This is a genomic window from Pedobacter sp. KBW06, assembly GCF_003852525.1.
Classification (GTDB): Bacteria; Bacteroidota; Bacteroidia; order Sphingobacteriales; family Sphingobacteriaceae; genus Pedobacter.
The window spans coordinates 123,297-146,792 of the sequence record NZ_QAJL01000002.1 but is presented as its reverse complement, the minus strand read 5'-3'; the positions used below and the strand labels follow the sequence as shown (position 1 = coordinate 146,792).

Sequence of the window (23,496 nt, the reverse complement as noted above, 5' to 3'; positions counted from 1 at the left end):
TCATTTCATTTTTAATTTTTATCTATGTTAAAGAGATTATTTTTAATCCCTTTTGCCCTGTATTTATGCGCGGGTGATTCCTATGCGCAAAAAACTCCGGATACCTTGTCGAAACCTGCGGTGATTCGGCTGAAAGAGGTCGGGGTAAAAGGAGGGCAAAAACAACTGCCTAAAACCAGTATTTCCAGCACATTGAGCCAAAGAGACCTGGAACTTTCCAAGGGAGGGACGCTGGCCGAGACCTTAACGGCTGTTTCGGGAGTAAGCATACTGAAATCAGGGGCTACCATTTCCAAACCTGTGATCCATGGATTGCACAGCAACCGAATCCTGATCCTGAATAATGGAATCAGACTGGAAGGGCAGCAATGGGGAGCAGAACATGCGCCGGAAATTGACCCGGCTATCGCAACACGCATACAGGTGATCAAAGGAGCTGAATCTGTGAGGTATGGTGCAGAAGCACTGGCAGGTGTGGTGATTGTAGAACCACCTGTTTTGCCCGTTTCCGAAGGGATTGGAGGAACTGTAAACCTAACCGGCGCTTCGAACGGAAGAGCTGGTACGGCTTCCGCAATGCTGAACGGCGGACTGAAAGCATTGCCTGGATTTGGCTGGAGGATTCAGGGAACGTTAAAGAAAGCCGGAAATATCCGGACTGCTGATTATTACCTGGGAAATACAGGAGTTAACGAACTCAATTATTCGGCTGCATTGGGCTATACCACTGCAAATTCAAGTTACGAAGCCTTTTATAGCCGGTTCAGTACCGAACTGGGAATTTTATACAGTGCACATGTAGGCACAAAGGAGGATATTGAATCCAGAATTGCCCATGGACGGCCTTTGGAATCATATGATTTTACCTACCGCATCACTGCTCCGAGACAAAAGATCTTCCATGACCTGATGAAGCTAAAAGCCAATTACGATTTGAAGGAAGGAAAATCACTGTCTGTGGTTTATGGTTATCAGCGGAATCACAGAAAAGAGTTTGATTTCCGGCGTGGAGACCGCGAGGCTTTACCGATCACAGATCTGGTACTCCATACCCATACCTTAGACCTGAGTTTCGAACAACAGCTGGAAAATGGTGCTAAGCGCCTGTATGGATTTAATGGACTTGTTCAGGTCAATAACAATATTCCGGGAACACTGGCCAATACCTTTATTCCAAATTATGACAGCTTTACATCGGGCGTATTTTTGATGCAGCGCTGGACCGGAAAGGCTTTTGAATTTGAAGCAGGAATCCGTTACGATTTTAAAACATTTGAAGCTGCAGGATTCAGATATCAGTACGAACAATCCGAATCGTATGGTGGACAACGTCGTTTTCATAATGTAACCGGATCTGCTGGTGCATTATGGAAAATCAATCCCAAATGGCATTTATCTTCGAATGTCGGCCTTGCCTGGAGAGCACCAACGGCAAATGAATTATTTAGCAACGGATTACATCATGGTGCTGGTTTGTTTGAAATCGGAAATGCCGACATCAAAGCGGAACAAGGCTATAAATGGGTGAGTTCCATCAGACGTATTTCTTCTGATTTCTCTTTTAATCTGGATGTTTACGCCCAATACCTCCACAATTATATCTATACCAGGCCGGATGGCAATTTCCGCCAAACCATCGCGGGCACCTATCCGATATTCAGGTACGGGCAAACCAACGCCTTGTTTACAGGTGCCGACTTATCCGGCACTTACGAGTTCCTTCCTCATTTATCTTATCAGCTAAATGCCTCCTTTGTTCGGGCCAGAGACCTGAGCGAAGATAAATACCTTCCCTATATTCCCTCAGACAGAGTCACGCATTCCCTGAAATTTGAGCTGAACCCTGACCAGCAAAATACAGCGTATTTACAACTGGGACATAGCATGGTGAGGAGGCAAACCCGGTATGAACCGGAAAGTGATTATGCAGCTCCTCCTCCGGGCTATCAGCTGGTGCAGCTGGGGGCAGGGGCCCGATTCAAATTTGCAGCCCGGGAATTGGGCTTAAATCTGACCGTTGATAACCTTTTCAATACTGCTTACAAAGATTATATGAACCGCTACCGGTATTATACCCATGATATGGGACGAAATATTACGCTTCGTTTAGCCTATAAATTTTAATTGCTTACAAATAATAAATTACAAACATGAACAAATTACGTCATTACTCATTAGCTGTTTTAGTTGCAATAATTGCATTAACTTTTAACGCCTGTAAGAAGGATCCAAAACCGGAAATACCGGAAGAAGAAATTGGAAAAGCAACGCTTACTTTCCTGGAAGTGGAACGTGAAGCCCATGGTGACCACTTCCATTACAATCCCATCCCTGACGCGAAACCTGAAACCATTTCTTTTGATAGCAAAGGCCTGGCACCTGTAGGAACACATATGCACCTGACCGCAGGCAAGACCTATAAATTAACCCTGAAATCATTTGACTTTGCCAACCGGGAAATGCAGCAGGAGTTTTTAAGCAAGCACGACATTCATCAGGCCTTTATTCTGGGTGCACCTGCCGGAGTTTTAACCTATGCTTATGCAGACCGGGATAAAGACAATAAAAAGGTGAACGTAGGCGTAACCGGATATCTGACCGTTGATAAAGCATCTGAAGGATTTACTTTCCGCTATGTGCTGCGTCACCTTAACCCAGGGGTGAAAGCGAACATCACTGCCGCTGACTGGAGCGATGTAAATTTTGCCAGCAGATTTGCCGGAGCCAATGACCTGGACTTGAAGTTTGAGCTGCATCCGGTAGCTGCAGGCGGTCATGCCCATTAACTGTTAACGGCCATAATCATTAACTGATGAAAAGTACATATGGGAGAAAAATACTTTCATATGTACTTTTTAACCATCAATAAACAGGATCAGTCAATGGCTGGCTGATTGCTGAGTTGTTGTGCCTTTCTTTTCTTCAGGATATATTTGACCACTACCAGAACAAGGATCGTAAAAATAATTACATTCAGGTAGCCCCAGAAAACCGTTAATGCCAGAATCCCCAGGCCATAAGGCATCCATAGATAGACATTTTTAACCACCTCCATATAATGATAAATGCTGATCAGAAGGAAACAACCGATCATGACCACTAATACGGAAGGGGAGTTGAAGTAATCCGTTAAAATATCAAACCAGGCGGGTTGAATGACCTTTCCATCTGCTTTGATTCCAAAAAAGCTGCCTGTAGATTTTTTCATTAAAACAGATACCTGTTTCCCAGATTTCAGGTCTGCGGCTTTAGGGTGTGGCGCATACCACCATAGGGGATAGCTTTGACGCAGGGTCAGATTGCCGGAGTCCAGCTTCAGTGCCACCGTATGGTTGTTCTGATAATAACCGATTCCAATAATGGCCGTATCAATTTTTCCGCTCGCCTTTTCATAAAAAGTTTCTGGAAATGAGGCTTTGAGAAAGCCAAAAATGAAAGTAAAGGAAAATATTACGACTAATATTAACCCGGGCCAGCTTGTTTTATAGAATGAGATTGCCTTTTTATACATTGATTCAAACCCCGTTAATGTACAAATAACACTATAGCTTAACACTACTAACAGTTTTAAGCTCAGAAAGTTCTGAACTTAAGTAAATATACAAAGATTTGGATGGTATTGTTAAATTCATACATTTGAATTAATCTAACCTAAACCTCCTATGTCCAAGCATTCACCCGACTTAAATAGCCTGATCAGTCACATTGCTTTATATGACAGTCAGAGTTCGTACGAACAACTTTTTAAGGGATTGTTCCCTTCTTTGTATCGGTTCAGCTACTGCTTATTAAAGTCAAGGGAGTTGTCGGAAGAAGTGGCAAGTGATGTCATGATTACGCTGTGGAAAAACAGGAAGAAACTGACGGAGGTGGAAAATATCCGGGTCTATGCTTTTGTGATTGCCAGAAACCTTTCCCTCAATCTCCTGAACAAACACGCCCGGCAGGAACTGGTCTCTATCGATGAGATCCAGGTTGAAGTTACCCTGGATGCTTTGAATCCCGAACAATTGCTGATCAACGGAGAGCTGAAAAAGAAACTGGAACGCGCTACACAATCTTTGCCCGGTAAATGCCAGCTGGTATTCAAGCTGATTAAAGAAGATGGTTTGAGTTACAAAGAAACGGCAGCGATTTTAAATATCTCTGTAAAGACCGTAGATGCCCATCTGGTTACCGCAGTAAAGAAATTAACGGCCATCCTGAAGATGGAACTTAACCTCATGTAATTTATTTTCTTTTTTTTTCTTGTCCGACTAGGGAGTTTCCTGAAAAATATTGTCCTATACAAACAACCAATATAAACTTCAGAACGAACCGTCCAAATGGATAGCAATAGAATAATAGAACTATTGGCCCGAAAAATGGCCAATGAAGCCACACCGCGTGAGTTGGAAGAGCTGGATGAACTCGTGGCTATCTATCCTGATTCCCTGCATTATGAGGAGGTGTTGAAAGAAATCTGGAGCGATTCCGGAGAAGAAAAACCTTCCCATAACCTGCACATCAACCGATTATTTGAACAACATAAGCTGAAATTTTCTGAGGAATTTGAACCTGCTGCCCCGGAAGAGGAAATGCCTTCCATCTGGTATAAAAAGTATGTTGGTGTTTTTGCCATCGCCTGCAGCCTGTTCCTGATTTGTCTTGCTGCTTTATTTCAGCTGAATAGAAAAGCAGTAGATTTTGATACAGAGATCGTGAGTGGTAAAGGGATGCGTAAAAAGATCACACTTCCCGATGGGACTCTCGTTTGGCTTAATGCGGGCAGCAAGCTGTCTTACGACAGTGACCTCAATAAAAAAGAAAGAAGACTGGTATACCTGGTTGGAGAAGCGTTCTTTGATGTGGCCCACGAGCAAAACCGTCCTTTCATTGTGCGTACCAACAAGATTTCTATAAAGGTTTTAGGGACGGCATTCAATGTAAAAGCTTACGAGCTGGATCAGGTATCTGAGGCCACCCTGCTGCGGGGTTCTATAGAACTTTCGGTCAACAATAAGTCTCAGCAAAAGATTCTTTTAAAACCATCCGAAAAATTCGCGCTTACAGAAAACAGAACAGCAAAGGATGAAAAAACACTGCTTCAGGATTCCGGTGACCTTACTTTAAAAATCGAAAATATAGCCCCTGTAAGAATTGCAGGTCAGGATTATATCGAAGAAACTTCCTGGAAAGACGATGTGCTGGTCTTTAAAAACGAATCATTTGAAGAGTTAAAACCCAAACTGGAACGCTGGTTTAATGTTCAGATCGAGATCGCAGGAAATGTGCCTAAATCTTATCGTTTCACAGGAATCTTTAAAAATGAAGACATCAAAGAGGCCTTAACGGCGATGCAATTAATCAAACCTTTTCACTTTAAACTTAAAGCAGATGACGTAATTATTTACTAAACAAAAAAAGGGAGTAAATGCGCCAACATTTTCCCCCTTTTCCAAACCTTCAAGGGTAGCTAAAGCTACCATTATCAGATTTTTAACTTTGAAATTCACAAATCTATGAAAAAAAAAGGACTGTGCAATAAAGTTCTATGTGCCGGCTTTTCCCGAAAAAAAATACTACTAATGTTAAACTGGAGCTTTGTTTTTTCGTTCCTCCTGTGCATACAGGTATCGGCAGCGACCTATTCACAAAATACCAAGGTGGATCTGGACCTCAGAAAAGTGAAATTAAAAGATGCCCTGACCATCCTCGGACAGAAGGGTAATTTCAGACTGCTTTATAGCGAGGAAGACCTTCCTGCAGGCAAAAGCATTACCCTCATTGAAAAGGATATTCTCGTGTCTGTTGCACTGGATATTTTCTTAAAAGGAACCGGTTTAAAATTCCAGTCGCTGGAAGATAACCTGGTTGTTATCCGCTCAAAAAATGCAGATGCAGCGGAAATACTGGTGAAAGGAACAGTGACCGATGCCAAAGGCGTTGCTGTTCCCGGGGCAAGCGTCAAGCTCAAAGGCAGCAGCATCGCGACCACCACCGATGCTGCCGGAAAGTATAGCATCAAGGTTCCTGATAATGGTGTCCTGATGTTTTCCTATATCGGATTCGTAAGCCAGGAGATCGACGTGAACAGCCAGGGCACAATCAATGTGAAATTGCTGGAGAATAGCCAGGACTTATCGGAGATTGTTGTTGTGGGTTATGGTACGCAAAAGAAAGCGGTGGTTTCCGGAGCGGTGACCTCTGTAAAAGGTACTGATCTGGCCAAAACACCTACCGCAAACCTTTCCAATTCCCTTGCAGGACGCCTGCCGGGCGTAACTGCCATCCAATCGAGCGGAGAGCCTGGATATGATGGTTCTGCCATCAGAATCCGTGGGGTCAACTCCCTGGGAAATAACGATGCCCTGATTGTAATTGACGGGGTTCCCAACCGGGCTGGTGGTTTGGAACGCCTGAACCCGAATGATGTGGAAAGTGTCTCGGTATTGAAAGATGCTTCCGCGGCAATTTATGGGTCCAGAGCTGCAAACGGTGTAATTTTGGTGACTACCAAACAAGGTAAATCAGGTAAACCTCAGTTTTCTTACGATTATTCCTACGGGTTACAACAGCCTACCAGGACGCCTAAGATGTCGAACTCTGTTCAGTATGCAGAAATCCTGAATGAGTTGAAAATCTTTAGCTCAGATCTGCCCGACAACCAGTGGGGGGCAGCGTCACAGGGTTTTAAAAATACAGGAGCTTACCAGAGAACTGACAACGGGAATACCATTACCGCTGCTTTCCGCCCGGATGAAATGGAAAAATTCAGAAACGGTTCGGATCCGCTTCGCTATCCAAATACAGATTGGTTCAAGACGACCCTTAAAAACTGGTCGCCGCAGCAAAGACATAACCTGCAGATCAACGGAGGTGCGGAAAATATCAAATACCTGATTTCAATGGGCTACCTCGATCAGGATGGTTATTACAAAAAGTCGGCAACGGGTTACAAACAATATGACATGAGGATTAACCTCGAAGCGACACTAAACAAATACATCACGACTACATTGGGGGTTACTGCAAGAGAAGAGCTGCGGAATTTCCCGACCGTGGGTGCAGGTGATATCTTTAGGATGTTGATGCGCGGAAGACCTAATGAAGTGGAGGTCTGGCCAAATGGTTTACCGGGACCGGCAATCGAATTTGGTTACAACCCTTATGTGACAACCACCGATCTTACGGGCTATAACAGAGATAAAAGAGATTATTTCCAAACCACGGGTAAAGTAGAGATCAAAATTCCGGGTGTGGAAGGATTAAAATTAACGGGTACAGCCTCGATTGATAAATTTGCAGGACGACAAAAAAGATGGCAAACGCCATGGACCTTGTACAGCTGGGATAAACAGACTTTTGAAGCCGATGGGGTAACGCCGAAACTGGTCGGAGCAGTGAGCTCGGAACGTAAAGATGCAAGTCTGACGGAAACCGCCGGAGATCAGCTGGCGATCAACCTGATGACCATGGCCAACTACGATAAGAAAATCGGAGAACATGCTTTTAGCCTGATGGCCGGTATGACGAGTGAAAAGGTAAATAATGATGGCTTCAATGCTTCACGCCGCTATTTTCTCTCTACTGCACTACAGGAGCTCGTGGCAGGAAGTGATAAAGAGCAGACAGTGGGTAACCCTGCCGATGCGCCGAATAACTTGTTTAACAGGGCACGTCTGAGCTATTTCGGAAGAGTGGGTTACAACTATAAAGAAAAATACCTTGCAGAATTCCTTTGGAGGGTAGATGGTTCCTACATCTTCCCGGAAGATAAACGATATGGCTTCTTCCCGGGCGTATCCCTGGGCTGGCGCTTGTCTGAAGAACCTTTCTTCAAAGAAAATGTGAAATTTGTAAACAACCTGAAACTGAGAGGTTCCTGGGGACAGATGGGAGCAGAAGCCTATTTTGGCGATGCACTGGCAGAATATCAATACCTGAGCACCGCAGGTTTTGGAAACTATGTGGTGAACGATCAGCTCAGCCAAACCTTGTCTGAAAACCGTGTACCCAATCCTGATTTCAGCTGGGAAGTTGCAAACAATACCAATATCGGCTTGGATGCTTCCTTCCTGGACAATAAGCTAAGCCTGGAGTTCGACTATTTCTATAACAAAAGAACAAAAATCCTGATCGGAAGAGGGAACTCTATCCCTGAAAGCTCAGGAATTATAGACAAACTGCCTCCGGTAAACCTGGGAAAAGTGAACAATAGCGGATATGAGTTTAAACTGAGCTATAATGACCGGGCCGGAGAGTTTGGTTATGGCATCAGCGTAAACGGAGGCTACGCAAAAAATAAGATTGTTTTCTGGGATGAAACACCAGGCGCTCCGGAATGGCAACGCTCGACAGGGATGCCTACCAAAACAGAATTGGCTTATCAGTTTGCAGGTGTATTCAAAGACCGGGCAGAGATTGATGCAAATAAGATCGATTACAGCTCGATTACACCGAAGCTATTGCCTGGAGACATGAAGTTTCAGGACACGAACGGAGATGGAAAGATCAATGCCGACGACCAGATCAGGCTGGATAAAACGAGCACGCCAACCTTTACAGGCGGACTAAACCTAAACCTCCAGTATAAAAACTTCGACCTGTCTGTCCTGATTCAGGGTGCTACCGGTGGGGTGCAGATTATCGGTTTAACGGAATCCGGCGATATCGGGAATTTCCTGGAGTGGTCTTATAAAAACCGATGGACGATAGACAACCCAAGCTCAGAAAATCCACGCCTTTCCAACCGCGGAAAAACCTATTATACCGACATGAACAATGCAGCCAGAAATACCTACTGGATCCGCAGCAACAACTATATCAGATTAAAGAACGTGGAATTAGGCTATTCTCTATCGGGTACTTTGAGTAAAAAGATGGGACTGAGTGCTTTGAGGGTTTATGTAAGCGGATTGAACCTGCTTACACTGGATAAGATCAAAATCTGGGATCCGGAATCTACCAATTCCAGCGCACAGTACTATCCGCAGGCCCGGGTAATCAATACCGGAATCAAAGCTACTTTTTAAGTCAAACCAGGACCACTGAAACTAAAAAATATAGAGATGAAATCAACAATCAAGAATACATATATATGGGCAATTGCTGTGATGGCTTTGCTGGCAGCAAGCTGTAAAAAAGACTTCCTTTCTGAAAAACCACCAACCACTATTCCTACAGACCTGATCTGGAAAGACGGAGGTTTGGCTGATGCTTTTGTACTGGAGATTTACAACGGCCTGAGTGTAGGCGGTTTCTCGGAACAGATGTTGTCGTCGGTATCGGATGAATCACTTTTTACCCATCCAAACAGGGGAATCGATTTGGTCAATTCCAGTACAATTAACCCTTCTACATTGGGGTGGGTGGATGATACCTGGGGATATGCGAAAATGTATAACCGCATCCGGACTTGTAACATCACGATAGAGAAGTTGTCAGGAACAGACAATGGCCTCACAGACCAGGCCCTGAAAGACCGGCTTTTGGGAGAAGCGCATTTCCTCCGCGCTTATTTTTACCACCAGCTATTGAGGTATTATGGCGGTGTGCCGCTGATTACAAAAGTTTATGTTTTGAATGATGATTACAATGCCAAACGTGCAACTTACAAAGAATGTGTTGATTTTATCCTTAAAGATTGCGAAGATGCAAACAGACTGCTAACGGGCAAAAGCATTGGAAAAGGAAGGGCGCCGGCATTGGCTGCACTGGCTTTAAAATCCAGGGTTTTACTGTATGCTGCCAGTGACCTGCACGACCAGGCTAAAGCGAAGACAAAATCTGATTTGCTTGCAGGTTTGACTGCAGAAGCAATGGCTCCGTTGGCATATCTGGATGGCGATCAGCAGCAACGCTGGGTAGCTGCACAGCTTGCAGCCAAGGCCGTAATGGATGCCGGAACGGGGTATAAATTAACGCTTTCTGAGAAAGTTTCTCCGGAAGAAGGACGTAACAATTATAAAAGTCTGGCCATGGGTGGCGGAAGTAAGGCACCTGGAATCGATGGCGCAGCAGGTTCGGAGTTAATCCTGGCCAGGTATTTTATCGACCGCAGCGACATGCGTTATGCGCGTGCAAATGGCCCTAATGGCTACCGCAACTGGGCAGGTAATACCCCTGTAGGTTTACTGGTTGACGATTACGAAATGGCGGATGGCACAAAGTTCAGCTGGTCTGATCCGGCCAAGAAAGCAGCGCCTTACCAAAACAGAGATCCCCGGTTTTATGCCACCGTGCTGTATGATGGCGCAGGATGGAAGCCGAGAGATAAGGTGTCCGGAGATGTAGATCCGGTAAGCCAGATTCAAACCGGAGAGTACGACCTGATGGTAGATGGAAAGCTGATCACGGCCAAAGGTTTAGATACGCGTTCCGGACCTATTGAAAGCTGGAATGGAAGCTGGACGGGATATTACACGCATAAGTTTATTGATCCGGACCCAAATATTGTGGACGCTTCTATGCCTCAGTTTGTGCCATGGCCATTTTTCAGGTACACGGAAGCCGTGATGAATTATATCGAAGCAAGTATTGAAATCGGTCAGTTAAATGAGGCCCTGCTTTGGTTAAACCGGATCCGCTTCCGTTCAGGAATGCCGGCCATAACAGCGCTGGGACAAAATGAACTCAGAGAGATCTACCGACATGAGCGCCGCATAGAAATGGTGTACGAAGAACAACGTTACCATGATGCCCGCCGATGGATGATTGCCAAAGAAACACTGGGCCGGAAAATCACGTATATCAAGGTGACGGGTAAGTTTAAAGCCGGACAAACCCTGTCAGGAAAGTACAAATATGATCCTTCCATTTACAATTATACCTATACGCCTACGATAGAGACTGCTCAGGAAGACCGCTCCTGGAATGATAAAATCTATTTCAGGCCTTTTAGTCGTGATGAGATCAATAAAAACAAAGAATTGAAACAAAACCCAGGCTATTAATATCAATCCCCCCGCTTTTTTAATATCTATCGACCGTATCGGCTCACACACCGGTACGGTCTTTTTTATGGATATTATCTCCTTTCAGTAAAGAATATCCTGCTGGTTTTTCTAGCTTTGTTTGAAACAACAAAGAGATAGTAATGGAAGTCAAAAATTTAGAACCTCAGGAACTTTGGAATAATTTTGCAAACCTGAACGCGGTGCCGAGAGCTTCAAAAAAAGAAGAAAAGGTGATTGAGTTCATGGTTAACTATGGGAACAGCCTTGGCCTGGAAACCATTCAGGATAAGACAGGCAATGTCGTGATCAGGAAAGCAGCTACTGCAGGTATGGAAAACAGACAGACGGTGATCATGCAATCACACCTGGATATGGTTCATCAGAAAAACGGCGACAGCAATTTCGACTTTGCAACACAGGGAATAGAGATGTTTGTAGATGGCGACTGGGTACGTGCAAAGGGGACTACACTTGGAGCAGATAACGGAATCGGCGTGGCGACCATCATGGCCATCCTGGCTTCTTCTACCATTGCCCATCCTGCTATTGAAGCTTTATTCACCATAGATGAGGAAACCGGAATGACAGGCGCTAAAGAACTTGATCCTGCCAATCTATCGGGAACTATTCTGTTAAACCTGGATACCGAAGAAGATGATGAACTGACCATTGGCTGTGCCGGTGGGATAGATACAAACAGCATTTATCACTATAAACAAATACCGATCGCTAAAGATCATCTGGCGTATCAGATTGTGATCAAAGGGCTTGTCGGCGGACATTCCGGAATGGACATCCACAAAGGAAGGGCAAATGCGAATAAGCTGATGAACCGCCTGTTTTATGCAGGTCTTAAAGCAGTAGACTTACAGTTAACTACGGTAGATGGTGGAAGTTTAAGAAACGCAATTCCACGTGAATCTAAAGCGGTAGTTAGCGTTCCTGCAAATCAAAAAGATGTATTCCTTACTTTTATTGCTGATTTTTTGGCGATTTTAAAAGAAGAATACCAAAGCATTGAAGCTGGATTAAACATCAGCGCTGAAGAAACCGGGCTCCCTGAACATGGAATGGATAAAGCCGATTTTCAAAAAATTGTAAATGCAATTTACGCGATTCCTAATGGGGTATTCCGGATGAGCCCTGATATTGCCGACCTGGTTGAAGCCTCTTCAAACCTGGCAAGGGTCATCATCAAAGGTGGTGAGTTTATTACACAATCCCTGCAGCGCAGCAGTGTGGAAAGCACAAAAGATGACGTGGCAAATGCAGTAGGTGCAGCATTGGAAAATATGGGCTGTGATGTTTCCCGCAGCGGAGATTATCCGGGCTGGAAACCAAATGCAGATTCTGATATCTTAAGATTGATGACTGCGTTGTATAAAACAACCTTCCATGCAGAACCAAATGTAAATGCCTGTCATGCTGGTTTAGAATGCGGCATCTTAGGAGCCCACCTTCCGGGAATGGACATGATCTCTTTTGGTCCTACCATTCATGGGGCACATTCTCCTGATGAATGCGTGAAAATCTCTTCAGTGCAGAAATACTGGAGTTATTTATTGAAAGTTTTACAGGAAATTCCTGTTAAGAAATAGCCGGAAGGTTTAATGAATCAGGTATAAAGCGAAGCGATATACCTGGTTTTTCCTTTTAAAAACCCACAGAAAACATTTTTTTCTAAACCTCATAAATCATATACGCTTAACCTGAATTTTACAATGCAACCTTAGTTTTGCGCCATAAATATTTGGTTAGTATTTATAAGTTTAGGTTTAGTTGATACAAGAGCCCCGATGGATGTCGTGGCTTTTGTTTTTTATAGCAAATCCGTAGCTGTAACTTTAATACACCAGCTTGCTCTAATGTAGATAACGCTTCCCTTACGCGACCTTAACCATTTCAGAATATGAGTAAAATCAACCTTCCTGTAGTCGTATTGAGCTTCCTGCTGTTCCTGAATTTTAAAAGTATTGCCCAATTACAAACCCTCAAAGGAAGTAAACTGAGTATTGAAAAATTAGACCGGTTTATTAAGAAACAAATGGATTCCCTGGGCCTCCCAGGTTTATCATTTGCACTGATCAACAATGGTAAAGTAGTTTACCACCGCTCCCTTGGGTTTTCAGATGCCCTGACTAAGAAAAAGGTGGATGCAAATTCCCTTTTTGAAGCAGCTTCCTTGTCAAAGCCTTTATTCAGTTATTTCGTATTGAAGCTGGTGGATCAGAAAGTCCTGAACCTGGATACTCCTTTGTACAGGTATTTGCCCTATCCGGATATTGCTAAAGATGAATGCTATAAGCTGATCACGGCACGGATGGTCTTGTCTCATACCACTGGCTTCCCAAACTGGCGCTTTTTCGATAAGCGTGATGAAAACCGGTATAAATACGGTGAATTATATATCAGGTTTACTCCCGGAACACAATTTTCCTATTCAGGTGAAGGGTATTTTTATCTGGCTAAAGTGATTGCGCATTTAAGGAACTTAACGATGCAGACACTGGATCCGTATTTCCAGTCAGAGGCCGCTAAGCCGCTTCAGCTCAAAAACTCCTGGTTTAGCGGGAATGATTACATCACAAAACATAAAGTAAAAGGGCATGTCGATGGGAAGCTGAGTGGAAAACCATGGCCGACTGCTTTTCCGGAGCAGGATTCAACATGGTTTGAACCCGCAGGAGGATTACATACGGAAGCCATAGATTATTCCACCTTTCTGATTGCACTGATGAATGGTAAGGGCCTGTCAGAAAAGAGTAATCAGGAGCTGTTCAGGGAACAGGTACAACTCGATAAAACCACGCCACATTTTCTCGCCAATGGGGATGCGGCATGGGGACTTGGCATTGCAATCCGACCTGTAAGTTATGGTGTAATATATGAGCATGGCGGAAATAACGGAGATGCTCAATCCGGGTTCAAGATCAATAAAGCGAATAAAAACGGCTACGTGTTTTTTGCCAATTGTGATAAGGGAGTCGTTTTTAACAAAAATACAGGCAGCTTTCTCGGCAATTAAGCGGGTAATTTAGCCGGAGCTTAGCGCAGGGTTTATGAATCTGGCATTAGAGGAATGCTGTACTCATAAACCCTGCCAAGCCTATTTCTGTTTCGGTAAACTCCTGATCCATTCTCTGATCAGTTCCACACCTTCTTTATGAATAAGGGTACGTGCCAGCTCGGGCATGGCCGTTCCCGGTTCTGTACTGTTCATTCTGTATAAGAGTATGGATTGCCCGGGTACTCCCGGAACGATGTCGTAGTCTAAACCTCCTGCGCCACCACCTGCAGAAACAGGTGCTTTTTTCATCCCCAGATGATCTGCATTTGTTTCCTGGTAATCTAAAAACAATCCGGTATTGTAAGCGTCACCACCTTTAGTATGACAGTGCGCACAATTTACATCCATATATGCCCTGGCCCGTTGTTCCAGGCTGTAGTGTTTCTTGTCCGTCCAGACTGGCAGCTGATGTACTTTGCTCAGCTCAGGCAAGCCTGTAAGCCTGGCTTTGGCTGCCCATTGACTCAGTTGGTTTACCGTCTGTCCGCTAAGGGTAAAGTTGAGGTTTCTTGCCTTAGGCCCGATTGGGGTGAGGACTCCATCCTTGATGTGACATCTTTTACAGTCGTTGGTATTTGGAACCTGATAATTGGTGAAATACTTTTTTCCTTCCTCATCAAGTAAAGTGATCGGGACCCTGGCTCCGGTAATATGTTTCAGTGCCTCTGTCTGCTCCTTATTCCAGAGGTAGTTCATCACTTTCCATTTTTTATCCTTTGGATCTTTTACCAGCAGACGGGTTTCAATCATCACCTTTTGATGCGCCACATTGGTATACGCGAAATTTTTAATGATGATGCTGGAATCAGGAAAGTCTAAAGCCCCATTTTCGGTGTATTTTATCGCCTTGCCGGCCGGTAAAACAATGAACCGGTCTTTAACGGCATAGTCGGTAAACAAAGGGGTACTCAGTTCATAGTTAAAAATCCCATCTGCAGGATTCAGGTCTTTGAGTTTTCCTTTGAAAAATCCGTAATCGGAAAGTTTCTCTTTAAATTGAAAATCAGTTTGACTTAGGGGCTTGGTTTTATTTTTGCAACCCTGCTCCATCAGCATGGAAAATGTAGTGCTGAAGAGGAGCAGGCCGCCAAAAAGATAAGTTGTACGCATCTTTATTTGCATTGGTATGGGCTAATGTTGGTGTTGGGTTTCCAGTTTTCAGGTTTTGCAATATTGAGGAAGTCGGCATTCACGAAGACATTGTCGCCGGGCTGTTTAATGCAAATAGAATCCGGATTTGCTGCGGTTCCTTTGGTCAGGATATTGCTGGTAATCCCATCGTACATGATCCAGGGAATGCGTTTGTTTTTGCGGGCTGGGTCCAGTCTGTTCAGCTGAGCTTCTGTGGCGATAAGCAGTTGCCCGATCCGGTGTTCATAAGCAGGCTTAGGGAAAGCAGGCCCCATTTCGATGGTATTGTCGTGAATCCTGATGTTTTTCGGAATAGGGGAATAGTTGGCATTGATCTTCTCGCCGGCTTTCTCATCTACGGCAAAGCCGGAAGCAATCGATATAGAGGAGGTATTGTTATTGATGATCTTGTTGTTGTAGATCTCAATGTCTGAAGCAGCGAGGATGATGATGCCACTTCCCGGCGATGCATTTCCTACGCCCCAGGTGGTGCCGAAACTGCCTGACTTGGCAAAATTTCTGAAGTTATTGTCGTGGATATGGTTGTTGTAAACCTTCACATGACCTCCTCTTTTCGAAAGGTCGGGAAGGTCAAAAACGAGAAAACCTGCGGTATTGTTGTAAAACTCATTGTCGTAGACTTCCGCGTTGGAAGTATTCTCAATCTCACAGCCAGCCACATTTTTAGCCGCTTTACATTTCCTGACAATGGCACTGTCGGTCTGGCCAACATAAATGCCGGCATCCGAAGAACCTTCGGTATAACAGTTTTCAATGAGCACATTTTTGCACAATACCGGATAAATGGCATAACCACCGCTGGTAGAATCAGCCTTGCTCCATACCGCATGCAGATTGGTTACCGTCACGTTGCTGCTTTTATTGATTTTTAGCAGATCGCCTTTGGAGTCTCTGATGGTCATGGCATCAATCGTAAAGCCTTTCACATCGGTGACCCGGATGCCTTCGCCGCCCTGCGTCTGTCCGGAGAAATCAAGAATGGTCTTGTCATGACCTTCCCCCTGAATCAGGATATGGTTCACCTGGGCAATGCTGAGGTTGTCAAATTTATAGTTCCCCGCTTTCAGCAGGATGCTTGTGCTGTCTTTTAAAGAGAGAAAAGCTTCTGCGATTTTAGCTTCTTCGCCGGGTTTAAAACTGAGGACAGTAGTGTAAATGTCTTTTTGACCGGATTTGCTGGTACAGGAGCTCAAAACGCCGGTGATCAGGAGTAGGAGGAGTGCTGTAGTGATGGACTGTTTCATATTTGGTTAGTTTTGGTTTGATTAAAAGATATTGTAGGCATAGGTCACATAGTATACCGCACCGATATTCGGATTGGCAACCCCTGTGGTATAGTATTGGTTGGTGATATTGGTGGCACCCAGTCTGATTCCGGAGCGTGCCTTAATGAGCTTATAGCTGATCTGTGCATCGATTACTGCTGAACTGGGTACCTGTCCGGAGGCAAGACCACCGGAAACTACGTAGAAATAACCCGGTTTATAACGCAGGCTGGTGCTGAATGACCATTCTTGTTTTTTCCCGAAACCACTGTTCCCAAATTCCATATTGATGTGGTAACTCGGGGTGTTGAAGTTGTTGATCTGGGAATTGTTTTTATTCCTGATATGGTCTGAAAAGTAATTGACCTTGGTCAGGAAATTATGGCCGAGGTCTACGCTGACACTGGCGGCATAGCCATAGGTATTTACCATTTGCCCGCCGTTAAAGGCAATGTTGTATTGGATATAGGTGCTATGGTCTTTAAATGCAGTCACATCATTTGTACCTGGTGTATTGGCAACATTTGCATAGCCGATAAAGTTTTTCCAGGTAGAGAAATAGCCCAGCACATCGAAGATCACCCGCTTTCCGATCAGGGCGGCATAACCGAGTTCAAAGGCATTGACCGACTGAGGTTTGATGTCATTGTACTGGAATTTCTGAAGTACGCCTGCATCACCTGTCTGCTGGTATTTGCTGACACTTTCCAGTGTATAAGGCGGAAATTTGTTAAACTGATAATTGTCGTTGAGCAGGAGGGAAGAACCACCGGAAGAAAAGCTGTTGTAGCCGCTCAGCGTATTTTGTAAAGCCTGGATATTAGAAGGGAAACTATAAGCATTCTGATAGGAGAACCTGATGAAGTTTTCTTTCACTGCTTCAAAAACCAATGAAGCCCTCGACGTGACTTTCGGAGAGGAGAACAGCGTATTTTTATCGTAGCGGAAGGAAGTGCTGATGCTGAGTTTATCATCCGCAACTTTTTTGGCCAGCTGGATATAGGCGCTGTATTCCTTCACATTGATGGGTTTGTTTTTATCCGGAAAAAGGGTGTTTTTACTGTTCAGACTGTACAATCGCCAGTTTACCCCTGCAATGACACTCATGAATTTTACCAGATCGGTAAAATTATACTGCGCCTCGGCATTGTATAACTTACTGCGGTCGAGGAAGAGCGTGCCTCCATCAGAAATGGGGGTATTGGTGATGCTGTCTTTCAGCCGGTTAAAGAGGGGGCTTCCCAGTTCTGCCCGTCCCTGATCTGCAAATGCGCGGGCAGCTAAATGTGCTTCGTTGAGTCCTGAGCCTCCGGCCAGCGCATTGATCAGGCCATAAGTATATTCCGGATACCATCCCCCGGTATTGCCATCATAACTGGTTTTCCAGGATTCATTGATGTACTGTGCTGTAGGTCCGGCAACGATGGTCCGTCCGGAATTCTCCTGAGTGGTATAGCCGCGGACAAACCATTTATCACTTTTAAGTTCCATTCTGTACTGACCTACTTTAAAGCCTTTCAGCTGATACCGGGTGTCATTGGTATAGACGATATTTCCCGTTCCATAAGTTCCGGAGATGAGCGCTTCCAGTTTTGGGTTGATCTTATAGCGCAATTCTGCATTGACTTTAAATAGTCTTGCTTTGTTGTCCAGGTAGCCAAATTCAGGATAACCGGTTCTTGCTACATAATTCGGCCTGCTGAGTAAAGGTTCAATGATGGGGGCGAGCGCAGGCTCTCCTGCCAGTGCTGCCTGTAGAAATGGCGAGATGTCAACGGAAGTTGCTCCTCCGTAATAATTAGCGCCATTGTAATTCGGGTCAGTAAGGGCAGTTCCGGTTCCGTTTTTATTGCTGGCATCATTGGCCACCCAGTCTTTTGCCTGTGTATACTGAGAATTGATCTTAAAGGCGAATTTCTCATTGACCTGTTTCGCATAGCGAATGGTCCAGTCGTAATAAGCGGAGGGGGCTACGGGATCATTGTGGTTCTTGTTGTTCAGGTGGTTGGCACCCTGGGTAACGAGCACGCTTAAACCCTGATATTTAAAAGGATCTTTGCCAGACATGATCATCGTTCCGTTCAGACCTCTGGAGCCATAAAGTGCGGAGGAAGCGCCGGAAAGCATTTCTATGTTGTCTACATCGAGCTGTGTTAAACTGATGGCCGAACCAAGGGGGAAGTTAAGCCCGGGTGCCTGGTTGTCCATCCCATCTACAATCTGCGTGAAATTGGTATTTCCACTTGTATTAAATCCCCTGGTAGAGATGCTGGTGAAACCGATACTGGAAACCGTCACATCCACACCTTTTAAACCCTGGATCATGTCCATATAGTTTAGCTGAGGGGAACTGCTGATCTCCTTACTGCTGATCTGTTCGATGGTGACGGGGGAGGCCAGCTTTTTTTGTACCGTTCTGCTGGCAGAAACCACTACTTCCTGTCCAAGTACGGATGCAGGCTCCAGCCCGATTTCCAGAATGCCGGAAAAACTTTGAACCGCTACTTCTTTAGGTTCGTAGCCGATGGAAGAAATGATCAGGGTAAGCGGAAGTTTCTTCGATGTTTTCAATTGAAACCTGCCACGGTCGTCAGAATAGGTACCTTCTGTTCCGTTTTTTACCTTTACAGAAACCGCGTATGCAGCTTCCTGTGTGGCGTTGTTCTTAATATTTCCTTTGATCAGATTTTGCGCCCTGAGGGAACCGGGCATACAGAAATAAAGAATCAGGCTAAGTAACATGACTTTGTTCATATTTGGTTTGGTTTAGGTTGGCAACAAAATTTTAAATAATAAAATAGCTTAAACCCCTTTAACCGTCATGAAACTACGAGAGTACCGCTATTTTCTTATTCCTGTAAAGATCAGTGACACCAAAAATTTGATGTCCTGAAGACTTTGTGTGTAATCAATTTCAGTTTCCCCTTTCAGGATTGCCTGCTGTTCTACACTGTGTTTTAAAGCATCTGTGAGGTTGATGAGAACGGATGCGGTGTTTTCCGGATCAGTCATCATCAGGTTTTCCTCCTTTGCCGCTTTTTCCAGCAGCTGTGTTAAGAAGATTTTCTCCCTTTTCATCAGTGCATTGTACAATTCAAAAAAACGGGGAAGGATCTTATTCAGGGTGTCTACGGATACCCGGTTCATATTGAGCACGTTTTTGTAATAATTGAACCTCGACTCCAGATAAAAGGTAGTCCTGTTTTCTATTCCCTCTTTAAGCAGGGTGGTTTCCTGAAGGGAATTGATGAAATCTTCCCCTTCTTTGAGTGCCACCTCAATAAATATATCTTCCTTATTCCTATAGTAATAATACAACGATGCTTTATTCAGGCCAACAGCCTGGGCAATATCATCAAGGGTCGTCTTATCGAGGCCAAATTTTGCAAAACACTGCATGGCTGATCTTCCTATCTTTTCCTTTACCAGTTCTTTTTTACTCATATCCCTTCCTTAAAACTATAAACATATTTTCAATTTTCCAAATGTTTTAACAAAACGTTTGAAAATTGAAAAACCATTGTTAATTCTTGTAAACATAAGGATTCAGGGATTAAAAGTCAGGGAAGTTTGGACAGGGGCTATTTTTTCTGTGTAACTGAACATATCAGGTGGATCTGTTCGGTTTTTATACAATAGCTGAACAGGTGTTCTCATTGACGGCAAGAGCCGGACATACAGCTTTGATGCATCTGGTTTTCATATTAATAAAAAAGGGTATCCAAAATCATGGATACCCTGAAATGGGATAGCTGGTCAATACCAGCGTTATTTTAACAAAGTGATCTCCACTCTTCTGTTTTTTAATCTTCCTTCTTTGGTTTTGTTGTCATCGATCGGTTTGCTGTCGCCAAGACCTGCAGTTGTAATTCTTTCTGCACTGATTCCAAGACTAACCAGATAAGTTTTAACGGAAACCGCACGTTTCTCAGAAAGCCATTGATTGTATTTTGCCTCTCCGGTTTTATCAGAATGACCTTCGATAAGAATGGCTCTTGATTTGTCTTTCTCTCCGATTACTTTAGCAACGTCAGTAATTCTCTTTTTGGATTCCTGATTTAATATAGAGGAGTTGGTAGGGAATAAGATCTCTGAACTAAAGGTAAACTTAATGCCGGCTTCTGTTCTTTCTACCTGGTCCTGAGGTAAGTCTTTCTTGATTTTATCCAGCTCTGTATCAGTTGTTTTTTCTACAGGTGTTGGAGTGGTAACCACTGCTTTTTTTGTTTTGCAGGAAAGGGTAACGGTGAGCAATAGTGCTAAAACGAGTTTCGTTGTGTGTGTCATTGGAAATTATTTTAAGCGTAAATATAACAATGTCAAAATGAAATGCGGCGATCGTCACGAATCCCTTACCTTTGCGCGAATTTTAAAAAATATAAATTAAGAAATGAAGTTAAGAATCCTGTTCTTGCTAAGCGTAATGGCTTTGTCCTTTACAGCCTGTAAGAAAGAAAATGTAAATGTCGCTGCGGTAGATCATGCACAGGCCGGAGATAGTCTGTTGAACACAAAAATGAACCAGGAACTGGTGCTAAGCCCAAAAGTATCCGGTAAAGTAAACGCTTACCAATGGCTGGAAAATGATAAGGAAGTAGCCACTTCGGCGAGCTATAAATTTAACAAAGAGGTTCCGGGTACCTATACCCTCGTGTTTAAAGTTATCAATGAGGCGGGAACAAGCAGTTTAACCTATAAAATCAGAGTGCTTGGCCCTTATGGTGCTGGTGTTTTATTGCTGAGCAATAGTAACGAAGACAGCGATGGTCCTTCTGAATTGTCTTTTATAGATGAAAAAGGAGTGTTTACACCAAATGTATTTGCTTTAGCCAACAAGGGGCTAAAACTATCGCCTGCGGCTTATAACCTGTACCACTACAACAACCGTTATTACATCACTTCGATGAATGGCCCCAACCATTTGACAGTGGTTGACGACCAGACATTGAAACTGGATTATGTGATTACGCAATCCGGAATTTCAGATGTGACACACTTCGCAACTGCAGATGGAAAGACCGGTTTTGTAAATGTAACCAACCGCAGAAAATCAGGTTTATATCCAGTAGACCTGGTCAGCAAACAGATCTCCGGAACATTGATTCCCGGAACGAAAGACATCAGTCTTGTGCCTTTGGATTATATCGGGAACAGCATGCTGGCCGGTTCAGGGAAACAGTTATTGAAAATAGAAAATAATACAGCTAAAGTGCTTTACGCTTATAAGGAGAATGTAGCCGGAGTTGTTAAAACAGCAAACAAAACCGTTTGGGTAGGTGTGCAGGGTTTCAGCAATAAACCTAAATTTGTGAAGCTGGACCAAAGCTTTAAAGCGGTAGATTCTGTAGAACTTGATCCTTTGAAATATAAATTGCCGGCCAATGGTATTCTTACTGCTTCTGGTACCGACGAATATATTTACTGGCAGGAAACATCCTTAGGGGTGATTTGCAGGTTCAATACTTTAACAAAAACAGCGGAAGAATTTGTCAACTTTGCGGACGCTCAGGTTTTATTTGCTTCGGCATGGAAGGTGAACCCGCAAAACGGAGATGTGTATATTGCAAGTACTCCGGGTATTTTCTCAGGAGAGACAGAAAGCACTTTGTTTATCTTTGATAAAAAAGGAAAAGAAAAACTGAGCATAAAAAAAGCAGGATACAGCATTGCTGATATTTTTTTTGCTAAATAGAATTAAAATTTAATCCATTATATGAATTGGGAAAAGTTATTATCGGCGAAACGCTGGGGGAATGAAGACAGGTTTGCAGGGAATCAGAAAGAGGCGAGGTCAGAGTTTCAAAGAGATTACGACAGGATCATTTTTTCTTCACCCTTTAGGAGGCTGCAGAATAAAACGCAGGTATTTCCTTTGCCGGGAAGCGTGTTTGTTCATAACCGCTTAACCCATAGCTTAGAAGTAGCCAGTGTTGGCCGTTCTTTGGGGACGATCTTTTACAATAAGATCAAGGAAAATGATGCCAATATTGATGAGACTTGTCCTTTACTTTGTGAGGTAGGCAATATTATCGCTTCTGCCTGCCTGGCACATGACCTTGGAAACCCTGCTTTCGGGCATTCCGGTGAGTCGGCGATTTCTCATTACTTTACCAATGGTGATGGCAAGCAATACGAATCACAGGTAAGTCCGGGACAATGGGAAGACCTGATTCACTTTGAGGGAAATGCAAATGCCCTGAGAATCCTCACCCATCAGTTTGCAGGGAAAGGGACAGGAGGCTTCGCTCTGACTTATGCTACCCTGGCTTCTATTGCCAAATACCCTTGTGCTTCCTTGGCAGGACACAATAAAAAGAACATTTATACCAAGAAATATGGCTTCTTCCAGTCGGAAGAAAGTGGTTTTGAAAAGATTGCGATAGAAATGGACCTGATTAAGGTTCAGGAGGAGCCACTGGTCTATAAACGTCATCCACTGGTCTACCTGGTGGAAGCTGCGGATGATATCTGCTACAATATCATTGACCTGGAAGATGCACACCGCCTGAAGATCCTTTCTTACGAAGAGGTGCAAACGCTGTTGTTGCCTTTGTGTAATGATCCGAAATTGCCTGCAAGACTGGCGGAAATGGAAGACAATGATGCCAAGATTACCCTGATGAGGGCAAAGTCCATCAGTACCCTGATCTGGCAATGTTCTACGGTATTCTTTAAAGAACAGGAAGCTATCCTGAATGGTGATTTCAACATCAGCCTGATGGATGCAATCGAAGAACCTTTCCTGTCCGTAATGAAAGAGATTGAACGGATTTCTTATAAAAAGATCTATAACTATTCTTCAGTGGTACAGATAGAGGTAGCAGGTTATCAGGTAATGGGCGGTTTGCTGGAAGAATTTATTCCTGCTTACCTGCTGAATGAGTCTAAATACCACAAAAAACTGGTAGAACTAATTCCAAAGCAGTTCCTGACCAAAGAAACAGATGCTTATTCTAAAATTCAAAGCGTACTGGACTTTATCTCAGGGATGACAGATATTTATGCAGTAGAGCTTTTCAGAAAGATTAAGGGGATTTCTTTCCCTTCTATGAGCTAAGTGCTGTTAAAAGTGATG

The 23,496-nt window shown here is 43.8% G+C and carries 16 protein-coding genes; 10 read left to right on the top strand and 6 right to left on the bottom strand.

Annotated features, from left to right (window positions below; all coding sequences use genetic code 11):
- Positions 1-24 precede the first annotated feature (24 nt).
- On the top strand, positions 25-2,124 hold the full coding sequence (locus tag DBR43_RS10725) for a TonB-dependent receptor (protein WP_124580746.1): 2,100 nt from the start codon (positions 25-27) through the stop codon (positions 2,122-2,124).
- A 26-nt stretch (positions 2,125-2,150) separates the two neighbouring features.
- Positions 2,151-2,786, top strand: coding sequence for a hypothetical protein (locus DBR43_RS10720; protein ID WP_124580744.1), 636 nt, complete (start codon positions 2,151-2,153; stop codon positions 2,784-2,786).
- 89 nt (positions 2,787-2,875) lie between these two features.
- Here the strand turns inward: DBR43_RS10720 and DBR43_RS10715 are convergent, their stop codons facing one another.
- Entirely contained in the window at positions 2,876-3,511 is a 636-nt protein-coding gene (locus DBR43_RS10715; RefSeq protein ID WP_124580742.1) for a hypothetical protein, read from the bottom strand.
- Positions 3,512-3,662: 151 nt separating this feature from the next.
- Between DBR43_RS10715 and DBR43_RS10710 the strand changes: the two genes are divergently transcribed.
- The 6 genes from DBR43_RS10710 to DBR43_RS10685 all read left to right on the top strand — a co-directional run bounded on the left by DBR43_RS10710 (position 3,663) and on the right by DBR43_RS10685 (position 13,962).
- Positions 3,663-4,229 (top strand): RNA polymerase sigma factor, encoded by a 567-nt coding sequence (locus DBR43_RS10710; RefSeq protein WP_124580740.1) that lies wholly within the window; start codon positions 3,663-3,665, stop codon positions 4,227-4,229.
- 96 nt (positions 4,230-4,325) lie between these two features.
- Positions 4,326-5,396: a FecR family protein gene (locus DBR43_RS10705; RefSeq protein ID WP_124580738.1), complete on the top strand. Its 1,071-nt coding sequence runs from the start codon at positions 4,326-4,328 to the stop codon at positions 5,394-5,396.
- Between the two features lie 171 nt (positions 5,397-5,567).
- On the top strand, positions 5,568-9,014 hold the full coding sequence (locus DBR43_RS10700; RefSeq protein WP_124580736.1) for a SusC/RagA family TonB-linked outer membrane protein: 3,447 nt from the start codon (positions 5,568-5,570) through the stop codon (positions 9,012-9,014).
- 36 nt (positions 9,015-9,050) lie between these two features.
- Positions 9,051-10,934 (top strand): RagB/SusD family nutrient uptake outer membrane protein, encoded by a 1,884-nt coding sequence (locus DBR43_RS10695; RefSeq protein WP_124580734.1) that lies wholly within the window; start codon positions 9,051-9,053, stop codon positions 10,932-10,934.
- Positions 10,935-11,077: 143 nt separating this feature from the next.
- Positions 11,078-12,535 carry an aminoacyl-histidine dipeptidase gene (locus DBR43_RS10690; RefSeq protein ID WP_199757025.1) on the top strand — a complete coding sequence of 486 codons (1,458 nt, stop codon included), beginning with the start codon at positions 11,078-11,080 and terminating at the stop codon, positions 12,533-12,535.
- Between the two features lie 311 nt (positions 12,536-12,846).
- Entirely contained in the window at positions 12,847-13,962 is a 1,116-nt protein-coding gene (locus DBR43_RS10685) for a serine hydrolase domain-containing protein (RefSeq protein ID WP_124580730.1), read from the top strand.
- A gap of 81 nt (positions 13,963-14,043) precedes the next feature.
- On the opposite strand, the gene DBR43_RS10680 is transcribed toward DBR43_RS10685, so the two are convergent.
- From DBR43_RS10680 to DBR43_RS10660, 5 genes are all read right to left on the bottom strand, one after another.
- The gene (locus tag DBR43_RS10680) at positions 14,044-15,114 is read right to left on the bottom strand and encodes an SO2930 family diheme c-type cytochrome (protein ID WP_158622480.1); all 1,071 of its coding nucleotides are present in this window, start codon (positions 15,112-15,114) and stop codon (positions 14,044-14,046) included.
- Between the two features lie 2 nt (positions 15,115-15,116).
- Positions 15,117-16,400 carry a parallel beta-helix domain-containing protein gene (locus DBR43_RS10675; protein WP_124580727.1) on the bottom strand — a complete coding sequence of 428 codons (1,284 nt, stop codon included), beginning with the start codon at positions 16,398-16,400 and terminating at the stop codon, positions 15,117-15,119.
- A gap of 21 nt (positions 16,401-16,421) precedes the next feature.
- Positions 16,422-19,175 carry a TonB-dependent receptor gene (locus DBR43_RS10670; RefSeq protein ID WP_124580725.1) on the bottom strand — a complete coding sequence of 918 codons (2,754 nt, stop codon included), beginning with the start codon at positions 19,173-19,175 and terminating at the stop codon, positions 16,422-16,424.
- 87 nt (positions 19,176-19,262) lie between these two features.
- Positions 19,263-19,865 (bottom strand): TetR/AcrR family transcriptional regulator, encoded by a 603-nt coding sequence (locus DBR43_RS10665; RefSeq protein ID WP_124580723.1) that lies wholly within the window; start codon positions 19,863-19,865, stop codon positions 19,263-19,265.
- A gap of 324 nt (positions 19,866-20,189) precedes the next feature.
- Positions 20,190-20,708, bottom strand: a complete 519-nt coding sequence (locus tag DBR43_RS10660; protein ID WP_124580721.1) for an OmpA family protein — start codon at positions 20,706-20,708, stop codon at positions 20,190-20,192.
- A 103-nt stretch (positions 20,709-20,811) separates the two neighbouring features.
- On the opposite strand from DBR43_RS10660, the gene DBR43_RS10655 reads away from it, so the two are divergent.
- On the top strand, positions 20,812-22,113 hold the full coding sequence (locus tag DBR43_RS10655; RefSeq protein ID WP_124580719.1) for a DUF5074 domain-containing protein: 1,302 nt from the start codon (positions 20,812-20,814) through the stop codon (positions 22,111-22,113).
- A 21-nt stretch (positions 22,114-22,134) separates the two neighbouring features.
- Positions 22,135-23,478 carry a deoxyguanosinetriphosphate triphosphohydrolase gene (locus DBR43_RS10650; RefSeq protein ID WP_124580718.1) on the top strand — a complete coding sequence of 448 codons (1,344 nt, stop codon included), beginning with the start codon at positions 22,135-22,137 and terminating at the stop codon, positions 23,476-23,478.
- Positions 23,479-23,496 lie beyond the last annotated feature (18 nt).

Excerpts from the sequence above, each read along its gene's own strand:
- DBR43_RS10660 (WP_124580721.1), bottom strand. The coding sequence starts at position 20,708 with ATGACACACACAACGAAACTCGTTTTAGCACTATTGCTCACCGTTACC.
- DBR43_RS10690 (WP_199757025.1), top strand. The coding sequence starts at position 11,078 with ATGGAAGTCAAAAATTTAGAACCTCAGGAACTTTGGAATAATTTTGCA.
- DBR43_RS10725 (WP_124580746.1), top strand. The coding sequence starts at position 25 with ATGTTAAAGAGATTATTTTTAATCCCTTTTGCCCTGTATTTATGCGCG.
- DBR43_RS10715 (WP_124580742.1), bottom strand. The coding sequence starts at position 3,511 with ATGTATAAAAAGGCAATCTCATTCTATAAAACAAGCTGGCCCGGGTTA.
- DBR43_RS10710 (WP_124580740.1), top strand. The coding sequence starts at position 3,663 with ATGTCCAAGCATTCACCCGACTTAAATAGCCTGATCAGTCACATTGCT.
- DBR43_RS10650 (WP_124580718.1), top strand. The coding sequence starts at position 22,135 with ATGAATTGGGAAAAGTTATTATCGGCGAAACGCTGGGGGAATGAAGAC.
- DBR43_RS10700 (WP_124580736.1), top strand. The coding sequence starts at position 5,568 with ATGTTAAACTGGAGCTTTGTTTTTTCGTTCCTCCTGTGCATACAGGTA.
- DBR43_RS10680 (WP_158622480.1), bottom strand. The coding sequence starts at position 15,114 with ATGCGTACAACTTATCTTTTTGGCGGCCTGCTCCTCTTCAGCACTACA.
- DBR43_RS10685 (WP_124580730.1), top strand. The coding sequence starts at position 12,847 with ATGAGTAAAATCAACCTTCCTGTAGTCGTATTGAGCTTCCTGCTGTTC.
- DBR43_RS10720 (WP_124580744.1), top strand. The coding sequence starts at position 2,151 with ATGAACAAATTACGTCATTACTCATTAGCTGTTTTAGTTGCAATAATT.
- DBR43_RS10705 (WP_124580738.1), top strand. The coding sequence starts at position 4,326 with ATGGATAGCAATAGAATAATAGAACTATTGGCCCGAAAAATGGCCAAT.
- DBR43_RS10665 (WP_124580723.1), bottom strand. The coding sequence starts at position 19,865 with ATGAGTAAAAAAGAACTGGTAAAGGAAAAGATAGGAAGATCAGCCATG.
- DBR43_RS10655 (WP_124580719.1), top strand. The coding sequence starts at position 20,812 with ATGAAGTTAAGAATCCTGTTCTTGCTAAGCGTAATGGCTTTGTCCTTT.
- DBR43_RS10695 (WP_124580734.1), top strand. The coding sequence starts at position 9,051 with ATGAAATCAACAATCAAGAATACATATATATGGGCAATTGCTGTGATG.
- DBR43_RS10675 (WP_124580727.1), bottom strand. The coding sequence starts at position 16,400 with ATGAAACAGTCCATCACTACAGCACTCCTCCTACTCCTGATCACCGGC.
- DBR43_RS10670 (WP_124580725.1), bottom strand. The coding sequence starts at position 19,175 with ATGAACAAAGTCATGTTACTTAGCCTGATTCTTTATTTCTGTATGCCC.